Source organism: Streptomyces sp. enrichment culture, assembly GCF_964273145.1.
In the GTDB taxonomy this organism is placed as follows: Bacteria; Actinomycetota; Actinomycetes; order Streptomycetales; family Streptomycetaceae; genus Streptomyces.
In genome coordinates this window covers 1276142-1293657 of sequence record NZ_OZ186873.1, presented here as the reverse complement: position 1 = coordinate 1293657, position 17516 = coordinate 1276142, and the positions used below count along the sequence as shown (strand labels likewise).

The following is a 17516-nucleotide window of genomic DNA, read 5'->3' as shown; positions in this document are numbered from 1 at the left end:
CCGCTGCCCCTCCCCGTCACCCCCGGCCGCCCGCCCACTGGCCGGTCGCCGGTTCCGCCCGGACACTGGAGGACGTGCGCACCGTCACCGCGGCGGCCACCGCCGTCACCGCAGCCCTGGCCGCCGGCACAGCCAGCGTCGTCGCCGGCCGGCTCGCCAGCGACGCCGCGCTCAAGGCGCCCGCAGGCCGGCCCCTGCCCACCGAACCCCGGCTCACCGTGCACGGCACCGCCGCCGGGCAGATCACGCTCACCCGGGACCCGGCCGCGCTGCGGCCCGGTCGCTACGGCCTCGCCGGCGACGGCTCCCACGCGGTCGTGGGCCCCGTCCTCGACACGGCCCGGCACCCCGCCGACACCGTCGTACGCCGCCTCGAACGCGTCACCCACGGCACCCTGCGGCCCGGCGACAAGGTGTGGCTCACCCCGAACCTGCACGTCGGCGACCCGGGCACCGCCCTCGGCCTGGACCACGCCGACGTCGACATCCCCGGCGAGCTCGGCCCGCTGCCGGCCTGGTTCGTGCCGTCCTCCCGCGACACCTGGGTGATCGCCGTGCACGGCCTGGGCACCACCCGGGAGCACACCCTGAACCTCATGGGCCTCCTGCACGGCCTGCGCCTGCCCGTGCTCGCCCTCTCCTACCGCGGCGACCTCGGCGCGCCCCGGCCGCCGGACGGCCTGAACCACCTCGGCGAGAGCGAGTGGCACGACCTGGACGCGGCGATCCGCTACGCGCTGCGGTACGGCGCCCGGCGGATCGTCCTGCTCGGCTGGTCCACCGGCGCCACCATGGCCCTGCGCGCCGCCCTGCACTCCGGGGTGCGCGACCGGATCGCGGGGATCGTCCTGGACTCCCCGGTCCTCAGCTGGGAGACCACCCTGCGCTCCCTGGCCGCGGCCCGGCACGCGCCGGGGGTCCTGCTGCCGCTCGCGGTCCGCGCCGCCCGGGGCCGCGCCGGATTCCACGCCGGCCGCGTCGCCGACGCCGGCCGCGACCACCTCGCGGTCCCGGCCCTGATCATCCACGGCCCGGACGACACGGTGGCCCCCTGGCACCTCTCGCGCCGCCTCGCCGCGGCCCGCCCCCGCCTGATCTCCCTCCGCACGGTCGCCCGGGCCCCGCACGCGGCCATGTGGAACGCCGCCCCCGACATCTACGAGGAGACCCTGCGGCGCTTCCTCACCCCGCTGATGTGAGACCACGGGGCCGCCCCCCCACGGTGCGCGGCCGTCACCGCCCGCCCCCGGTGCGCGGCCGTCGCCGCCTGCCCCCGGTGCGCGGCCGTCGCCGCCTGCCCACGGTGCGCTGCCGTCGCCGCCCGCCCGGCGCGCCACCCGGCCGCGCCGATCACCGGTCCCGACGTCCGCACCCCGCCCGGCCGTGATCTCCCGTGCCACCCGACGGCGGCACACCACCGGTCCTTCGCCCCGCTCACCCCTCCGCGCGCCCGCGCCCCTCCGGCCCCAGCCCGCCCCGGTCATTCCGCTTAGGGCCCCACCCCTGGTCCGGACCTCTCCCGCACCCCACCCGCACATGGTTGCGTTGGCCATCCCCGTCGCCCGCCGTGACATTCCGTTTGGGTTTTCGGACCGTCAACCGGAAGACTGCACCCGTGACGTCCCGTATCCCGCGCGACTCCAGGCTTCGACTCGTCCGCCCGCGACCCCTGGCCGCCGCCCCCAGAGCCGTGAACCAGCGGCACCCGCGCCGCCCCGCACCGCGCCCCCCGGAGGGCACACCGGCCCGGCCGGAGCTGGCCAGGATGGCTCGCTCCGGTCTGGCCGGCGCGGTCCGTGTCGCCCGCTGGGCCGACGCCGCCCTCGGCCCCGGCCGGGCGGGCGCGTCCTCCGACGGCAAGGCCACGCTCTCCGACGCGACCGCCGAGCGCGCCGCGGCCGAGCTGGGCCTGACCGTCGCCCAGGTCCGCGCGGACTGGGACATCGCCCGCCTGGCCGGTCTCGTCGAGGTGCACGGCGACAGCGCCCGCCCCGGCTGGCGGCTGCGCGCCTGGGACCGCGACGACAACGCCGCCCTGCGCGGCTGGGTCGCCCTCTTCGACGCCTGGTCGCTCGCCTACCCCGAGCCCTCGGACCACGAGCCGGCCACCGTCGCCGAGGTCGTCTCGGCCATGCCCCAGGTGCTCTCCTTCCTCCAGCTGTCCGCCGGGCCCGTCCCCCTGGCACAGCTCCTCGACCTCCTGGAGCAGCGCGTCACCGAACTGCGCACCGAGCGCTGCGAGGTCTCCTACGGCCCGCACCCCCGGCCCGAGGCCCCCACGCCCGGCGACGACACCCCGCTCGCCCCGCTCCTGGACTGGGCCCTGCGCGCCCTCGCCTCGGTCGGCGCCCTCACCTACGGTGACGGGCAGGCCACGCTCACCCCGCTCGGCAGCTGGGCGGTCTGGGTCAAGCTGGAGCAGATCTGCGTCGCCGCGCAGAGCCCCGCCGGGAACATCGAGCAGTCCGCCGAGGACATGCTCCGCGGCTGCGCGCAGCTCCGCCCCAACGCGGCCCGCGCCGAGTACCGGGCCTGGCTCGCCGCCCGCCCCGTCGGCAGCGCCGTCACCGAGCTGCTCGCGGCCGCCCGCGGCGACGACGCCCTGCTGCGCGGCCTCGCCTTCGAGGCGCTGCGCGTGGTCGGCGCCCCGGCCGAGCCCGACGTCCGCGCCGTGCTCGACGAGCCGACCCTGCGGCCCTACGCCCTGCTGTGGCTGGCCGAGCACGACGGGGCCGACCCGGAGGACGCCCACGAGGTCCTCACCCGGGAGGAGGCCACGTGGCTGTGGGTCGACACCGCCGCCGCCGTCGCCGACCACGGCGAGGCCCCGATGCTGGTGCGGCACCTGGAGTCCGCGATCCAGCCCACCGTCCCGGCGCTGCTGGAGGAGGTGCGGGCCGTCGGCCATCCCCGCACCGTGCAGGTCCTGGTGGCGCTGGCCGCCGCGCACCCCGACCCGGCCCTGGCCAAGGCCGTGCGCCGGGCGGCGTTCCAGGTGCACACGGGCGGCACCTGATCCGGTCCCGCCGGCCGGGTCGGCGGCCCGCGGCGCCGCGGGCCGGGAAAAGCGCTTGCGCGCCCCCGTTAGACTGGCCCCATGGCCATTCTCCTCGCGCATTAGACGGCGGGACCGTCCTCAGCCGCCCATCCCGCCCTCCCCACCGCCCAGGAGTCTGTCCGTGATCTCCGCTTCCGGCATCGAGCTGCGCGCCGGTGCCCGCGTCCTCATCGAAAACGCCACCTTCCGCGTCACCAAGGGCGACCGCATCGGCCTCGTCGGCCGCAACGGCGCCGGCAAGACCACCCTCACCAAGTGCCTCGCCGGCGAGGGTGTCCCCGCCGCCGGCACCATCACCCGTTCCGGCGAGGTCGGCTACCTCCCGCAGGATCCCCGCACCGGCGACCTCGACGTGCTCGCCCGCGACCGCATCCTCTCCGCGCGCGGCCTGGACGTCCTGATCCGCAAGATGCGCGAGAACGAGCAGCGCATCGCCAACGGCCAGGGCGCCACCCGCGACAAGGCGATGAGGCAGTACGAGCGCCAGGAGACGGAGTTCCTCACCAAGGGCGGCTACTCCGCCGAGGCCGAGGCCGCCACCATCGCCGCCGCGCTGAACCTGCCCGACCGGGTGCTGGGCCAGCCGCTGCACACGCTCTCCGGCGGCCAGCGCCGCCGCGTCGAGCTGGCCCGGATCCTGTTCTCGGACGCGGACACCCTGCTCCTGGACGAGCCGACGAACCACCTCGACGCCGACTCGATCGTCTGGCTGCGCGACTACCTCAAGACCTACCGCGGCGGCTTCATCGTGATCTCCCACGACGTCGACCTGGTCGAGACGGTCGTGAACAAGGTGTTCTACCTGGACGCCAACCGCGCCACGATCGACATCTACAACATGGGCTGGAAGCTCTACCAGCAGCAGCGCGAGGCCGACGAGAAGCGCCGCAGGCGGGAGCGGCAGAACGCCGAGAAGAAGGCCGCCGCGCTCAACGCCCAGGCCGACAAGATGCGCGCCAAGGCCACCAAGACGGTCGCCGCGCAGAACATGGCCCGCCGCGCCGAGAAGCTGCTGTCCGGCCTGGAGGAGGTCCGCCGGCAGGACAAGGTCGCAAAGCTCCGCTTCCCCGAGCCCGCGCCCTGCGGCAAGACCCCGCTGAGGGCCGAGGGCCTGTCGAAGTCGTACGGCTCCCTGGAGATCTTCACCGACGTCGACCTGGCCATCGACAAGGGGTCCCGCGTCGTCATCCTCGGCCTCAACGGCGCCGGCAAGACGACCCTGCTGCGCCTGCTCGCGGGCGTCGAGCAGCCCGACACGGGCGCCGTCGTCCCCGGGCACGGCCTCAAGCTCGGCTACTACGCCCAGGAGCACGAGACCCTCGACCCGGACCGCACGGTCCTGGAGAACATGCGCTCCGCCGCCCCCGACATGGACCTCGTCGAGGTCCGCAAGGTGCTCGGCTCGTTCCTGTTCTCCGGCGACGACGTCGACAAGCCGGCCGGCGTCCTCTCCGGCGGCGAGAAGACCCGCCTGGCGCTGGCCACCCTCGTGGTGTCCTCCGCCAACGTGCTGCTGCTCGACGAGCCCACCAACAACCTCGACCCGGCCAGCCGCGAGGAGATCCTCGGCGCCCTGCGCACCTACAAGGGCGCGGTCGTGCTGGTCACCCACGACGAGGGCGCCGTCGAGGCGCTCCAGCCGGAGCGGATCATCCTGCTGCCGGACGGTGTCGAGGACCTGTGGGGCGCCGACTACGCGGACCTCGTCGCCCTCGCTTGATCGAACGGATGATCCCCCGCGTATGGATCATTCGGCCGAGCCGTGATCCATCATCTGTGTGAGATCTCCTCGTACCGAGGTGTGTCCTACACCGATCACACGGCCGGTCCCCCCTCTGTCGGGGAGCCGGCCTCCGCACCCCCCTGACCTGCCACTTCGCGGAACAATCTGTTCGGCCCTCCGGACGCCTTGGTGTGGAATGGTGCATTCCGTGTGTGGGTACGCGCTCCTGTCGTCACGGACTTGTCTCACAGACCTTGCCGAATGGGTGGCCATCAGGCCCCGGAGGGGTGATCATGAGGAGACCAGAGCGCACTTCCCATGAGGAGGCACGGGTGGCCGAGACTCTGAAGAAGGGCAGCCGGGTGACCGGCGCCGCGCGCGACAAGCTCGCGGCAGACCTGAAGAAGAAGTACGACGCCGGTGCGAGCATCCGGGCGTTGGCCGAGGAGACCGGCCGCTCGTATGGCTTCGTGCACCGCATGCTCAGTGAATCGGGGGTCACGCTGCGAGGGCGCGGCGGGGCGACACGGGGCAAGAAGGCCCCATCGGCCTGATCTCCCCGGGCGGCCCCTCGGCTTCGATGGTGGCCACCCGGTCGGTCTCCCGGCCGACCGGGTGGTTACTGTGCAGTCACTTAGGAAGGCCGTGCGGAGTTCCGCACGGCCCTCGGACGAGTGCACCCATCGGAGGCGCCCCATGGCTTCGCCCGCGCAGGACCACGGTTCGCAAAGCCCCGTCCTCGATCAGGACGGCGTACGGCTCACCGTCGACGACGCGATCGCCACGGTGACGTTGAACAACCCGGCCAAGCGCAACGCGCAGAGCCCCGCCCTGTGGCGGGCGCTGACCGATGCGGGCCGGCGGCTGCCGGGGTCCGTGCGCGTCGTCGTCCTGCGGGCCGAGGGCAAGTCCTTCTCGGCCGGGCTCGACCGGCAGGCGTTCACGCCCGAGGGCTTCGACGGCGAGCCGTCCTTCCTCGACCTCGCGCGCGGCGGCGACGCCGAGCTGGACGCGACCATCGCCGAGTACCAGGAGGCGTTCACCTGGTGGCGGCGCGGTGACATCCTGTCGATCGCCGCCGTGCAGGGACACGCCATCGGGGCCGGCTTCCAGCTCGCCCTCGCCTGCGACCTGCGTGTCGTCGCCGACGACGCGCAGCTCGCCATGCGCGAGACCGGCCTCGGCCTCGTCCCCGACCTGGCGGGTACGCACCCGCTGGTGCGGCTGGTCGGATACGCCCGCGCGCTGGAGATCTGCGTGACCGGGCGGTTCGTCCTGGCCGACGAGGCCGTGAGCACGGGGCTGGCGAACCTCGCGGTACCCGCCGACCAGCTCGACGGCGCCGTGCGGGACCTGGCGTCGGCGGTCCTCGCCGCGCCGCGCGACGCCGTGATCGAGACCAAGGCCCTGCTGCAAGGGGCACCGGACCGGGACTACGAGGCCCAGCGCGCCGCGGAGCGGGCCGCCCAGGCCCGCCGCCTGCGGGACCTGGCCGGCCTCGGCGAATAGCCCGGGACGGCTCCCGGGGCCGCGAAGCGCCGAGGCGACGGCGTCCGAAGTGCCGGGGGCCGGGGTGCCGGGGGCCGGACCAAGGCCGCCCGGACCCGCGGCCCCGTCACTCGACCGCCGTCACCAGGACCGTCACCGCCGGGTGGTCCGGCAGGGCCTTCGACACCGCCGTGCGGACCCGCCGGGTCACGTCCACGGTCCGGTGGTCCGCGCCCACCGCGCACTCCAGCCGGACGTACCGGCGCGCCAGGGCCGCCTCCCGCGCGCGTCCGCCGATGCGGACCGGTCGGCCCAGCAGGGCCGTCAGCCGGGTCACGCCGGCGACCGCCAGCGCGGCGGCCGCCACCCGGCCCTCGTCGCCCTCCGCCGGAACGGCGGCCGGCGCCTCCCGCGCGCCCTCTTCGCGCGCCGTCTCCTCCCGCGGCGCGGCCTCGTCGTCCGGGTCCTCCAGCAGTCCGGTCACCCGCAGGTCCACCTCCTCGACCGTCAGGCCCAGGCGCCGCGTCGCCGCCGCCGCGAGCGCCGCGCGCAGGCGGGCGGCCACCACCGGCAGCGGCTCGGACACCGTCGCCGCGCAGTCGGCCGACACCCGCAGCGGCCCGGGCGGCAGGGCGCTCGGCGGCGGCGGTACGACCGGCTCGTCCGCGCCGTGCGGATCGGCGGGCGCTACCCGCAGGCCGCCCACGCGCACGCCCGCCACACCCCGCACCGCATCCCGCAGCACTCCCCGTACCGCCCGCTCGGTGATCCACGAGCCGTCCCGCGGCCCGCCCAGGGGCAGGAACCTGCCGAGCCCCAGTTGATCCCGCACCGCCTGTGCCAACCGGTTCGCCGTCGTCATTCCTTCAGCCTGCCGTATCCCGGGCGCGCGGCCGCGGAGCCCCGCTTACCGTGGTCGGGGAACGACGACCGAGAGGGACGTACGGCCATGAGCGAGACCACGGAGCGGAACCAGGATCCGGGCGGGGCGGTCAAGGCGCAGAGTGCCAGGCGGGGCGGGACGGACCCCGGTTCCCGCGGGCGGACCACCATCGCCGACGGTGTCGTGGAGAAGATCACCGGGATGGCCGCACGCGACGTCGACGGCGTGCACGCCATGGGCAGCGGCATGTCGCGCACCTTCGGAGCCGTACGCGACCGGGTGCCCGGCGGGACCAAGTCGGTGACGCGCGGCGTGAAGGCCGAGGTCGGTGAGAAGCAGACCGCGCTCGACCTGGAGATCGTCGTCGAGTACGGCGTGCCCATCTCCGACGTCGCCCGGGACGTGCGGGAGAACGTGATCGCCGCGGTGGAGCGGATGACCGGCCTGGAAGTGGTCGAGGTCAACATCGCGGTGAGCGACGTCAAGCTCCCGGACGAAGAGGAGGAAGAGGCACCGGAGCCCCGGCTCCAGTGATCCTTCGCCGAGCGGCCGCGCGACCCCGCCGCGTAGCCCGCCGCCCGAAGGCCTGGACACCTGCACACCCGAACGGCTCGAGGAGCTGAGGAGCGCACCATGAGCATGGCCGCGATCGGCGTGATCGCCGGAATGGCACTGGGCTTCGCCGGATACTTCGGCGGTTTCGGCGCGTTCCTCCTGGTGGCGGCCCTGGGTGCCGTCGGCCTCGTCGTCGGCCGGTTCCTGGAGGGGGACTGGGAGCTCGGCGACTTCTTCCACGCACGCGGCGACCGCCGACGGTGACCGGCGTGAGCACGGGCGCCGGTGAGCTCCGCGAACCCCCGGCCGTCGTCCCGCCCGGGGAGCGCGGTGCCACCACGATCGCCGACCGGGTCGTCGCGAAGATCGCCGCCCAGGCGGCGCGCGAGGCGGTGGGCGAGCTGCCGCCGGACGCGTCGCGCCCCCGCGCCACCGTCGTCGTGCACCGCGACACGGCCCGGGTCCGCGTCCACGTCGAACTCGGCTACCCCGGTGACATCGGCGCCCGCTGCGGCCGGGTGCGCCGCCGGGTCGTCGAGCGGGTGGGCACGCTGGCGGGCATGAGGGTGCCGGAGGTCGCCGTCCTGGTGGAACGGCTGCACCCGACACCGGAACACCGCCCGGCGCAGGGGAGGACGCGATGACCGAACCCCAGGGCACCCGGGGCACCGGGCGGCCGCCGGTCCTGGAGAAGACGGCGGACCCCGGGCAGCCGCCCGCCCCCGCCCCCGGGCGAGCCGGCCGCCTCTGGTCGGCGCGCCGCGTCCCCGCGGGCATCGCCGCCCTGCTGCTCCTGTTCCTCGCGGGTGCCTTCCTGTACGACGTCGCCGCCGTGCGCGCCGACCGGCCCGCCATGGCCTGGCGCCGGGAGCTGGCCCGTCAGCTCGCCCGGCGGCCCCTGGAGGACGCCTGGGTGCTGATCGGCGCGGGCGCCGCCACCGCGCTCGGGCTCTGGCTGCTGCTCCTGGCCGCCACCCCCGGCCTGCGGGACCTGCTGCCGATGCGGCGCACCCGCCCCGACGTACGCGCCGCACTCCACCGGGACGCCGCCGCCAGGGTGCTGCGCGACCGGGCCGTGGAGGTCCCCGGCGTGCAGTCGGCCCAGGTGCGGATGGGCCGGCGGAGGGCGAAGGTCCGCGCGGTCGCGCACTTCCGGGAACCGGACGCCGTCCGCGCCGACCTCGGCACCGCGCTCACCGACGCGGTGCACGGACTCGGGCTGGCCCACCCGCCCGCCCTGTCGGTGCGGGTGGCGCGGCCCGGACGGAAGGGGTGAGGGCGGTGCGCACCACCGTCAACCGTGTCCTGCTCGGGGCCGTGGGCCTCGTCCTGACCGTCCTCGGCGGCTCCGTGCTGGCCGTCGGACTGGGCGCCCCCGCGCCCTCCTGGTGGATCCACGACGGCCGGCGCGACGTGCTGCTCGGCGACGCCGAACGGACCCGCTGGCGGGAGGCCGACTGGTGGTGGCCGGTAGTCCTCGCCGCGCTCGCCGTGCTCCTGCTGCTCGCCCTGTGGTGGCTGGCCTCGGTCCTGCGCCGGCACCGCCTGGACGAGGTCCTCGTCGACACCGGCGACGGCGAGGGCGCGGTGCTGCGCGCACGGGCCCTGGAGGGCGCGCTGGCCGCGGAGGCGGGCCGCCCGGACGGCGTGGAACGCGCGCACGTGCGGCTCACCGGGCGGCGCGGCGCCCCCCGGTCCCGCGTACGGCTGCTGCTCGCGCCGCACCTGGACCCCGAGAGCGCGCTGCGCGATTTCACCACCGGCCCGCTGGCCCACGCCCGGGAGGCCGTGGGGCTCGCCTCCCTGCCGACGGAGGTACGGCTCAAGGGCGTCCGGCACCGCGCCGAACGCGTCGGCTGACCGCTGCGACCGGCCGGACGACCGGCCGGACGATCGGACCTGAACGGCGGACGGGGCGGCAGCCCCCTAGAACCCGTGCCGCACGCCGCCGTCCACCGGCAGCATGACGCCTGTCACGTACGACGCCGCCGGGGACAGCAGGAACGCCGCCGCGCGGCCGAACTCGTCCGGGGCGCCGTACCGGCGCAGCGGGATGCGCGACTCGGCCGCCGCACGCGTCGCCTGGGGGTCGGCGGACATCCCGTCCAGCTCCCGCACCCGGTCGGTGTCGATGCGGCCCGGCAGCAGACCGACGACGCGGATGCCGCGCGGGCCCAGTTCGTCCGCGAGGGACTTGGCGAAGCCGGCCAGTCCCGGGCGCAGCCCGTTGGAGATGGTCAGCCCCGGGATCGGCTCGTGCACCGAGCCGGACAGCACGAAACCGATGACACCGCCCTCCCCCAGCTCCGCCGCGGCCGTCCGGGCCAGGCGCACCGCGCCGAGGAACACCGACTCGAACGCCGCCCGCCACTGCTCGTCGGTGGTGTCGGCGACGAAGCCGGGCGGCGGCCCGCCGACGCTGACCAGGACACCGTGGAAGGCGCCGAAGTGCTCGCGCGCGGCGGCGACCAGCCGTCCGGCCGCCTCGGGGTCGGCGTTGTCGGCGGCCACGCCGACCGCGTTCGGGCCCAGCGCGGATGCGGCGTCGGCGACGCTCCTCTCGTCCCGCCCCGTGACGACCACCTTCGCGCCGTCGGCGACCAGTTCCCGCGCGGCGGCGTTGCCCAGGCCCCGGGTGGCGCCGGTGACGACGTACACCCGGTCCTTCAGTCCAAGATCCATGGCCCCTATCCTGCCCTCTCGCCCCCGAACAGGGCGAGGGCGGTGTGGACCAGGCCGATGTGGCTGAAGGCCTGCGGGAAGTTGCCGAGCTGGCGGCCGGTCGCCGGGTCGTACTCCTCGGCCAGCAGCCCCACGTCGTTGGCGAGCCCCACCAGCCGTTCGAACAGCTTCTTGGCCTCGTCGGTGCGGCCCGCCATGTGCAGGGCGTCCGCGAGCCAGAAGGAGCACACCAGGAAGGTGCCCTCGCCGCCGGGCAGCCCGTCGACGGGGTCCTCGGTGCTGTAGCGGCGCACCAGTCCGTCGCGCGTCAGTTCCTTCTCGACGGCGTCGATGGTGCCCAGGACCCGCGGATCGTCGGGCGGCAGGAAGCCCACGCGCGGGATGAACAGCAGAGCGGCGTCCAGCTCGCGCGAGCCGTACGACTGGGTGAAGGTGCCCCGCTCGGGGTCGTAGCCGCGCTCGCACACCTCGCGGTGCACCTCCTCGCGCAGCGCGCGCCACTGCTCCAGGTCCCCCTCCAGCTCCGGGTACTCCTCCAGGGCGCGCACGGCCCGGTCGGCGGCCACCCAGACCATCACCTTGGAGTGCACGAAGTGGCGGCGCCCGCCGCGCACCTCCCACAGCCCCTCGTCCGGCTGCCGCCACGCCGTCCGCAGGAACCTCATCAAGGAGCGCTGGAGCTGCCAGATCTGCGGCTTGTCGGGCAGGCCCGCCTTGTGCGCCAGCGTCAGGGTGTCCATGACCTCGCCGTACACGTCCAGCTGGAGCTGGTTCACGGCGTCGTTCCCGATCCGCACGGGCGTCGACTCGTCGAACCCCGACAGCCACGGCAGTTCGAACTCCGGCAGCCGCCGCTCACCCGCCAGCCCGTACATGATCTGGAGGTCCGACGGGTTGCCCGCGACCGCGCGCAGCAGCCAGTCGCGCCACGCCTCCGCCTCCTCCAGGTAGCCGGCCGCCAGCAGCGCGCCCAGGGTGAGGGTCGAGTCGCGCAGCCAGCAGTAGCGGTAGTCCCAGTTGCGGACGCCGCCCGGTTCCTCGGGCAGCGAGGTGGTGGGGGCGGCCACGATGCCGCCGGTCGGCTTGTAGGTGAGCGCCTTGAGCGTGATCAGGGAGCGCACCACGGCGTCCCGGTACGGGCCCTCGTAACGGCAGCGGGCCGCCCACGCCCGCCAGTCGTCGACGCTGTGGCGCAGCGCCTCGTACGGGTCGATCTGCACGGGGCGCGGCTCGTGCGAGGGGTGCCAGGTGAGGACGAACGCGACCTTCTCGCCGGCGGCGACGGTGAACTCGGAGTGCGTCCCGAAGTCGTGGCCCCGGGTGGGGACCTCCGGCTCGCTGCGCAGCCACGCCGCGTCCGGGCCCGCGACGGCCACCCGGTGGCCGTCGGTGCGGCGCATCCACGGCACGATCGAGCCGTAGTCGAAGCGCAGCCGCAGCACGCTGTGCATGGTGACCTCGCCGCGCAGGCCCTCCACGATGCGCACGAGGTCCGGGGCGCGGTCGCGCTGCGGCATGAAGTCGGTGACGCGGACCGCGCCCTCGTCGGTCTCCCACTCGGTGTCCAGGACGAGGGTGTCGCGGCGGTAGGCGCGCCGGGTGCAGAGCTCGGCGCCCCGGGGGGCGATGCGCCAGTGGCCGTTGTCCTCGTCACCGAGCAGCTTGGCGAAACAGGCCGCCGAGTCGAACCGGGGCAGGCACAGCCAGTCGACGGACCCGTCCCTGCCGACCAGGGCCGCGGCCTGCTCGTCGCCGATGAGCGCGTAGTCCTCTATGCGGGGATGCACGGGTACAGGAGGATGCACGGTCTTCCGTCTTCCCCGCGGGTGACGGAGCAATCAGGAGGACCGGACGCCGGGGGCGGCGGAGCGGGCCGGACGCTACACCGCCGCCGGTTCCGCCCGCTCGGTCTCCTCCTCGGCCGCCTTCCCCGCCCGGTCGCGGGCCTCGCGGCGGACCAGGAGGAACCAGCCGAACGGGACGGCCGCGGCGAACAGCCACCACTGGACGGCGTAGGCCAGGTGCGGGCCGATGTCGTCGTGGTCGGGGGCCGGGATCGGTTCGGGCGTGCCGCCCGCGGGCTCGGGCGCGGTCAGCTCGACGTAGCCGCCGAGGACCTGCCTGCCGAGGCGCTCGGCCTGCTGCCGGCTGTTGATCAGCATGATCTGGCGGGCCGGCAGGCCCCGCACGTCCTTGATGCCGCTGTCCTCGGTCGTCTCGTCCGGCATCATCCGGCCGGTGACGGTGATCTCGCCCTTCGGGGGCGCCGGGATCTTCGGGAATGCGGTCTGGCTCGGGCCGTCCGCGGGGACCCAGCCCCGGTTGACCAGGAGGACCTTGCCGTCGTCGAGGACGAAGGGGGTCAGCACGTGGTAGCCGACCTCGTCGTCGGCGTTGGTACGGCGGCGTACGACGACCTCGTCGGCGGTGTCGAAGTGCCCCGTCGCCGTCACCCGGCGGTACAGCTTGTCCCGCTCGACGGCGGCGCCGGGCGCGGTCAGCGACTCGGCGGGTACGGGCTCGGCCGCCAGGGAGGCGGCGATCACCCGGTTCAGCGCGACCTTGTGCTCGTGGCGGTGCAGCTGCCAGAAGCCCAGCTCGATCATTGTCGGGACGAGCGCGAGCGCCACGAGGGTGAGGATCACCCACTGGCGGGACAGCAGGAAGCGGTACACCCCACGACGGTACAACCCGGGCGTGGGGTGTCCTCACCCGGGTGGTGCTCAGACCCGGTCGACGATTCCCGCCTTCCCCTCGGCGCGGGCACAGTGGGCGCCGCAGTACCAGTGGCCCTCGACCTCGACGCCCTGCCCGATGATCTGCACCCGGCAGTGCTCGCAGATGGGGGCCATGCGGTGGATCGCGCAGGAGAAGCAGTCGAAGACGTGCACCGCGCCCTGGGCGTGGACCTCGAAGGTCATTCCGTAGTTGTTGCCGCATACTTCGCATGTCGCCATGGGCCACAGGGTGAGCCGTAGCCGTGGCGCGGGCGAGCGGACGCCGGGCGAGTCGCCCGGCAATCACCCGTCCGCGCGGGTCCCGCCCGGTTCAGCCGTCCGCCGGTTCGACGTCCCGCAGCAGCTGGCCGAAGGCCGCCTCGTCCACGATCGGCGTCCCGTACTGCCGCGCCTTGACCACCTTCGACGTGCCCGAGTCCGGGTCGTTGGTGACCAGCAGGCTGGTCAGCCGGGACAGGCTGGTGGCGACGTGCAGCCCCGCCTCGGCCGCCCGGTCCTCCAGCAGCTCCCGCTCGGTCGAGGTGTCGCCGGAGAAGGCGACCCGCATGCCCTGCTTGAGGGGCTTGCCCGCTTCGTACCGTCCGGGATTGGGGTAGGGGCACGCGGGCCTCTTGCGGGAGGGGCGCCAGCTGCTCGCCCGGTAGCCGCCGTACCCCGCCTGCCGTCCGGTCGGGGGTGCGGGCCGGTCCGACCACTCGGTCAGGGGCCGGCACTCGTGCAGCGGCAGCCGGATGCCGCTCGCCGCCGCGGCGGCCAGGCTGGGCCGGAACGCCTCCGCCAGCACGCGCGCGTCGTCCAGCGCGTGGTGCGCCCGCCGCTGGACGACGCCGAAGTGGGCGGCCAGCGACTCCAGCTTGTGGTTGGGCAGCGGCAGGCCGAGCTCCTTGGAGAGCGCGATGGTGCACAGCCGCTGCCGCACCGGGGCCTCGCGCCGGGCGCGCGCGTACTCGCGGGCGATCATCTGCCAGTCGAAGACGGCGTTGTGCGCGACCAGCACCCGGCCCTCGAGCCGGGCCGCGAACTCCTCGGCGACGTCCTGGAACAGGGGCGCCCCTTCCAGCACCTCGCTCGTCAGACCGTGTATCCACACCGGACCCGGATCGCGTTCGGGGTTGACCAGCGTGTACCAGTGGTCCTCGACCTCGCCGCGCGCGTCCAGCCGGTAGACGGCCGCGGAGATGATCCGGTCGTCGCGGGCCAGGCCGGTGGTCTCCACGTCGACGACCGCGTATCCCCGCGGGTACGCGGCCGGCCACACCGGGGGAGAGGGCACTGCGGTCGTGGGGTCTTCGAGCATGGTCCCTGAGGATACGGGCCGCGACTGACAGGACCGTCCCTCAGGTGCTCCCGGCCCGCGTCCGCGGAGTCGGCAATGGCCGATATGCGCCCTTCGGTGGCGTTGCCGGCGGCTCCTGCCCGGGTCCGTCCGGCCGGGTGGTCCACGGGCGGCGCCGGATCACCAGCGGATCGGCACCGGAACCGCCGTCAGCAGCCCCGACACCGCGACGACCAGCCCCAGGAGCGCGACCTCCGCGCGCGCGGGGGAGCAGGCGGTGAGCGGGTCGGCCGCCCGGCCCAGCCGGATCCTCGCCCACAGGGCGAGCACGGCGACGCCCGCCACGAGGAGTGCCTTCGCGAGCAGCACGCGCCCGTACGCCGTACCCGTCAGCTGGTCCGCGATCGTCCCCGGGGGCATCCGGCGCAGCGTGCTGCACACGCCCGTCGCCGTGACGGCGGCGAGCAGCACGGCCGCCACGCGCGCGTAGAGGCCCAGCAGGGCCGCTCCGGGCCCGTCGCCGCCCCACCGCCGCAGCGTCCGCAGCGCGTGCAGCAGCCCGCCCGCCCACAGCGAGGCACAGGTCAGGTGCACCAGCGTCAGCCCGGACCCGATCAGCGGCGTGTGCTCGGTGACGGGATGGGCGCGCAGGGCCTCGGCGACGGCGACGGCGGCCAGCGGCCAGATCTGGGAGGCCGGCCGGCGCGAGGCGGCGCACAGCCCGGCCAGGAGGAACGCGTTGACCTCCAGGAGCGCCAGCTTGCCGTCGCGGGACTGGTGGAGGCCGCCGACGTCGATGTCGGCGAGACCGTGCGGCACCAGGTTGCCGGTGGCCACCACCGAAGCGAGGCCCAGCGCCGCGACGGCACCGGCGGCGGCCGCGTGGGGGGACCAGCTGCGGGGCGGGCGCGGGGGAGCGCCGGGGAGGGACCGGGCCAGCCGGTTGACGAACAGTTCGCCCACGGGGACGCTCAGCGCCGCGAACAGCACCGTGCGCAGCAGGGCTATGCCGCCGGTGCCGGGCGCGGCGGCCTCCCCGGTCCCGTGCAGCGCGGGGGACGGCCCGAGCAGCGGCACGAGCGCGGCCAGCGCCACCAGGACCAGGGCCGCGGCGGCCCGGCCGGTGCCGGAGCGCCGGGCCTGCCCGCCGCCGGCCACCCGGGAGGTGGGTCTTATCAGGGTCACCTCAAGATCTTCACCAGCTCGCGCAGAACCGGGCAAGTCGAGGAAAACAACCGGTGGTACGGCATTCCGCTCGGTGGGATGTTTTCAGCCCCGCCCGGCCCGGCCGCTCCGGCCAGCCGGACCGGCCCGGGCGCGGGGCCGGGCGCGCCACCCGGCCCCACGCGCGCGTGCGCCCCCTGCGCGATCGGCCCTCGTGCCGGGAGGAGCCGGCCCGGCCCCACGCGCGCGTGCGCCTCACTTCGTCACTTCGTCACCGCACGCAGCGCGTTGACGATGCCGGCCCCGTAGAAGCCGTTGTCACGCTTGCCGCCCTCGCACACCGCGTCCTGGGTGCCGTCACCGTTCTGGTCGTACGACGCCGGGCAGCCCGGGTTGTCCGCCTGCGCCTTCAGCAGCGCCTGGAGCCAGGCGGGGGTGGCGTGCGGGTACTTCGACTTCAGCAGCGCGGCGACGCCCGCGGCGTGCGGCGAGGCCATCGACGTGCCCTGCAGGAAGGCGTACTCGTCGTTCGGCATGGTGGACAGGATGCGGCCGTCCTTCGACGGGGTGTCCGGGAGCTGGTAGAGCCGGTCGCCGCCCGGTGCCGCGACGTCCACCACGCCCCGGCCGTAGGAGGAGTAGTACGACTTGAGGTTCTGCACGCCCGTCGCGCTGACCGTGACGATGCCCGGCAGCTGGGTCGGCACGTCGTAGCACTTGTGCGGGTCGATGGTCCGCACGACCGGCGTGGAGTCGTTGGGGCTGGTCTTGTCGACGATCGCGTCGGCGTCGAGGTCGTGGTTGGAGTTGCCCGCCGCGGCCAGGTGAAGGGTGCCCTTGCGCTGGGCGTACAGCTGGGCCCGGTTGACCGCGTCGACGATGGCCCGCTGGTCGGGGTCGTCCATGCAGTTGTACAGCCACGGGTCCACGTAGTAGCTGTTGTTCGTGATCTCCACGCCGTGGTCGGCGGCGAACATGAAGGCGCACACCACGTTCTCGGGGTAGAACAGGCCGCTGTCCGGGTCGCTCACCTTGATGCTCGACACCTTCACGCCCGGAGCGACACCGGCCACGCCGACGCCGTTGCGGGCGGCGGCTATCTCGCCGGCCACGTGCGTGCCGTGGTAGTCCTCGGCGGTGTACGGCCGCCAGGCGCCCTCGCTGGTGTCCGCCTTGCCGCCGACGCAGTTGGCGGACTGGGCGGCGGAGAAGTTCGGGGCGAGGTCCGGATGGGTGTCGTCGACGCCGGTGTCGATGACGGCGACGGTCACCTTGCTGCTGCCCGGGTTGATCCGCGCGGCCTTGTCGGCGCCTATCGCGCGCAGGTCCCACTGGTCGGCTTCGAGGGGCTCGCTGCCCGCCTCGGCGGCGGAGGCCCGCGCGATCCGCGCGGCCTGCTCCTTCGTCAGGACCTCCGCCGCGCCCTCGTCCGTGGTCCCCGCGGCGGTCAGCGGCGCGGTGCGCGTCGCACCCGCCGACTGCACCCCGCGCGCGGTGCGTATCTGCCGGCCGAAGTCGGGGTCGGCCGAGTGGACGACGAACACGCCGATCTTCTCGTACGTGGCCACCACGCTGCCGCCGGCCGCCGCGATCGCCTTCTTCACCGACGCGATGGTGCGGTGGTCCGTCGACGTGTTGACGACGTACGCCAGCTCCGGCGCGTTCGCGGTCCGCGCGGCGGGCGCGGCGCCCGGGGCGGCCGACGCGGCCGCCGGCAGGAAGCCGAGCGAGGCGGTCAGCGACAGCACGACCGGGACGGCGAGGGCGAGCCGGCGCCGGGAAGGCAGATGAGCCATGGGGTCTCCACATCATCCGGAAACGAAACCGGCCCGGGACACGCGTGGTCCTCGGGCAGGTACATGACGGGTAGTGCAGAGTGAAGCTATCGCCCGAACTCGCTGGTCAGCAATGGCCGACGGGGAGCGACTTGCGGGACTTGGGAAAGTGGA

The 17516-nt window shown here is 74.8% G+C and carries 18 protein-coding genes; 10 read left to right on the top strand and 8 right to left on the bottom strand.

Features of this window, described 5'->3' with window-relative positions; translation table 11 throughout:
• Nucleotides 1-74: 74 nt before the first annotated feature.
• The 5 genes from ACSU6Z_RS05940 to ACSU6Z_RS05920 all read left to right on the top strand — a co-directional run bounded on the left by ACSU6Z_RS05940 (nucleotide 75) and on the right by ACSU6Z_RS05920 (nucleotide 6290).
• Entirely contained in the window at nucleotides 75-1199 is a 1125-nt protein-coding gene (locus ACSU6Z_RS05940; protein ID WP_437043560.1) for an alpha/beta hydrolase, read from the top strand.
• Between the two features lie 416 nt (nucleotides 1200-1615).
• The gene (locus ACSU6Z_RS05935) at nucleotides 1616-3016 is read left to right on the top strand and encodes a hypothetical protein (RefSeq protein ID WP_437043558.1); all 1401 of its coding nucleotides are present in this window, start codon (nucleotides 1616-1618) and stop codon (nucleotides 3014-3016) included.
• A gap of 163 nt (nucleotides 3017-3179) precedes the next feature.
• Nucleotides 3180-4778 (top strand): ABC-F family ATP-binding cassette domain-containing protein, encoded by a 1599-nt coding sequence (locus ACSU6Z_RS05930; RefSeq protein WP_437043555.1) that lies wholly within the window; start codon nucleotides 3180-3182, stop codon nucleotides 4776-4778.
• 335 nt (nucleotides 4779-5113) lie between these two features.
• Complete coding sequence (locus ACSU6Z_RS05925; protein ID WP_029385158.1) at nucleotides 5114-5335, top strand: helix-turn-helix domain-containing protein; 222 nt, start codon at nucleotides 5114-5116, stop codon at nucleotides 5333-5335.
• A gap of 142 nt (nucleotides 5336-5477) precedes the next feature.
• Entirely contained in the window at nucleotides 5478-6290 is an 813-nt protein-coding gene (locus tag ACSU6Z_RS05920; RefSeq protein ID WP_437043553.1) for an enoyl-CoA hydratase/isomerase family protein, read from the top strand.
• A gap of 106 nt (nucleotides 6291-6396) precedes the next feature.
• On the opposite strand, the gene ACSU6Z_RS05915 is transcribed toward ACSU6Z_RS05920, so the two are convergent.
• Nucleotides 6397-7131 (bottom strand): nucleopolyhedrovirus P10 family protein, encoded by a 735-nt coding sequence (locus ACSU6Z_RS05915; protein WP_437043551.1) that lies wholly within the window; start codon nucleotides 7129-7131, stop codon nucleotides 6397-6399.
• Nucleotides 7132-7218: 87 nt separating this feature from the next.
• On the opposite strand from ACSU6Z_RS05915, the gene ACSU6Z_RS05910 reads away from it, so the two are divergent.
• The 5 genes from ACSU6Z_RS05910 (at nucleotide 7219) to amaP (ending at nucleotide 9567) form a co-directional block, all read left to right on the top strand.
• Nucleotides 7219-7686, top strand: a complete 468-nt coding sequence (locus ACSU6Z_RS05910) for an Asp23/Gls24 family envelope stress response protein (RefSeq protein WP_437043549.1) — start codon at nucleotides 7219-7221, stop codon at nucleotides 7684-7686.
• Between the two features lie 99 nt (nucleotides 7687-7785).
• Nucleotides 7786-7971 (top strand): hypothetical protein, encoded by a 186-nt coding sequence (locus ACSU6Z_RS05905; protein ID WP_437043547.1) that lies wholly within the window; start codon nucleotides 7786-7788, stop codon nucleotides 7969-7971.
• Nucleotides 7968-8351, top strand: coding sequence for a hypothetical protein (locus tag ACSU6Z_RS05900; protein ID WP_437043545.1), 384 nt, complete (start codon nucleotides 7968-7970; stop codon nucleotides 8349-8351). Before ACSU6Z_RS05905 ends, ACSU6Z_RS05900 begins: the two co-directional genes overlap by 4 nt.
• On the top strand, nucleotides 8348-8983 hold the full coding sequence (locus tag ACSU6Z_RS05895) for a DUF6286 domain-containing protein (RefSeq protein WP_437043543.1): 636 nt from the start codon (nucleotides 8348-8350) through the stop codon (nucleotides 8981-8983). The genes ACSU6Z_RS05900 and ACSU6Z_RS05895 overlap by 4 nt, the downstream gene beginning before the upstream one ends.
• Entirely contained in the window at nucleotides 8980-9567 is a 588-nt protein-coding gene (gene amaP, locus ACSU6Z_RS05890) for an alkaline shock response membrane anchor protein AmaP (protein ID WP_437043541.1), read from the top strand. Before ACSU6Z_RS05895 ends, amaP begins: the two co-directional genes overlap by 4 nt.
• A gap of 66 nt (nucleotides 9568-9633) precedes the next feature.
• Here the strand turns inward: amaP and ACSU6Z_RS05885 are convergent, their stop codons facing one another.
• The 7 genes from ACSU6Z_RS05885 to ACSU6Z_RS05855 form a co-directional block, all read right to left on the bottom strand.
• A complete protein-coding gene (locus ACSU6Z_RS05885) occupies nucleotides 9634-10389 on the bottom strand; it encodes an SDR family oxidoreductase (RefSeq protein ID WP_437043539.1) in 756 nt (251 codons plus the stop codon).
• 5 nt (nucleotides 10390-10394) lie between these two features.
• The gene (locus ACSU6Z_RS05880; protein ID WP_437043537.1) at nucleotides 10395-12176 is read right to left on the bottom strand and encodes a glycoside hydrolase family 15 protein; all 1782 of its coding nucleotides are present in this window, start codon (nucleotides 12174-12176) and stop codon (nucleotides 10395-10397) included.
• 93 nt (nucleotides 12177-12269) lie between these two features.
• Nucleotides 12270-13064: an SURF1 family cytochrome oxidase biogenesis protein gene (locus ACSU6Z_RS05875; protein WP_437043535.1), complete on the bottom strand. Its 795-nt coding sequence runs from the start codon at nucleotides 13062-13064 to the stop codon at nucleotides 12270-12272.
• A gap of 48 nt (nucleotides 13065-13112) precedes the next feature.
• Nucleotides 13113-13346, bottom strand: a complete 234-nt coding sequence (locus tag ACSU6Z_RS05870; RefSeq protein ID WP_078957636.1) for a hypothetical protein — start codon at nucleotides 13344-13346, stop codon at nucleotides 13113-13115.
• Between the two features lie 91 nt (nucleotides 13347-13437).
• Entirely contained in the window at nucleotides 13438-14424 is a 987-nt protein-coding gene (locus ACSU6Z_RS05865; RefSeq protein WP_437043533.1) for a DEDDh family exonuclease, read from the bottom strand.
• A gap of 159 nt (nucleotides 14425-14583) precedes the next feature.
• Nucleotides 14584-15588 carry a CopD family protein gene (locus tag ACSU6Z_RS05860; protein WP_437043531.1) on the bottom strand — a complete coding sequence of 335 codons (1005 nt, stop codon included), beginning with the start codon at nucleotides 15586-15588 and terminating at the stop codon, nucleotides 14584-14586.
• A 242-nt stretch (nucleotides 15589-15830) separates the two neighbouring features.
• Nucleotides 15831-17363: a S8 family peptidase gene (locus tag ACSU6Z_RS05855; protein WP_437043529.1), complete on the bottom strand. Its 1533-nt coding sequence runs from the start codon at nucleotides 17361-17363 to the stop codon at nucleotides 15831-15833.
• Nucleotides 17364-17516 lie beyond the last annotated feature (153 nt).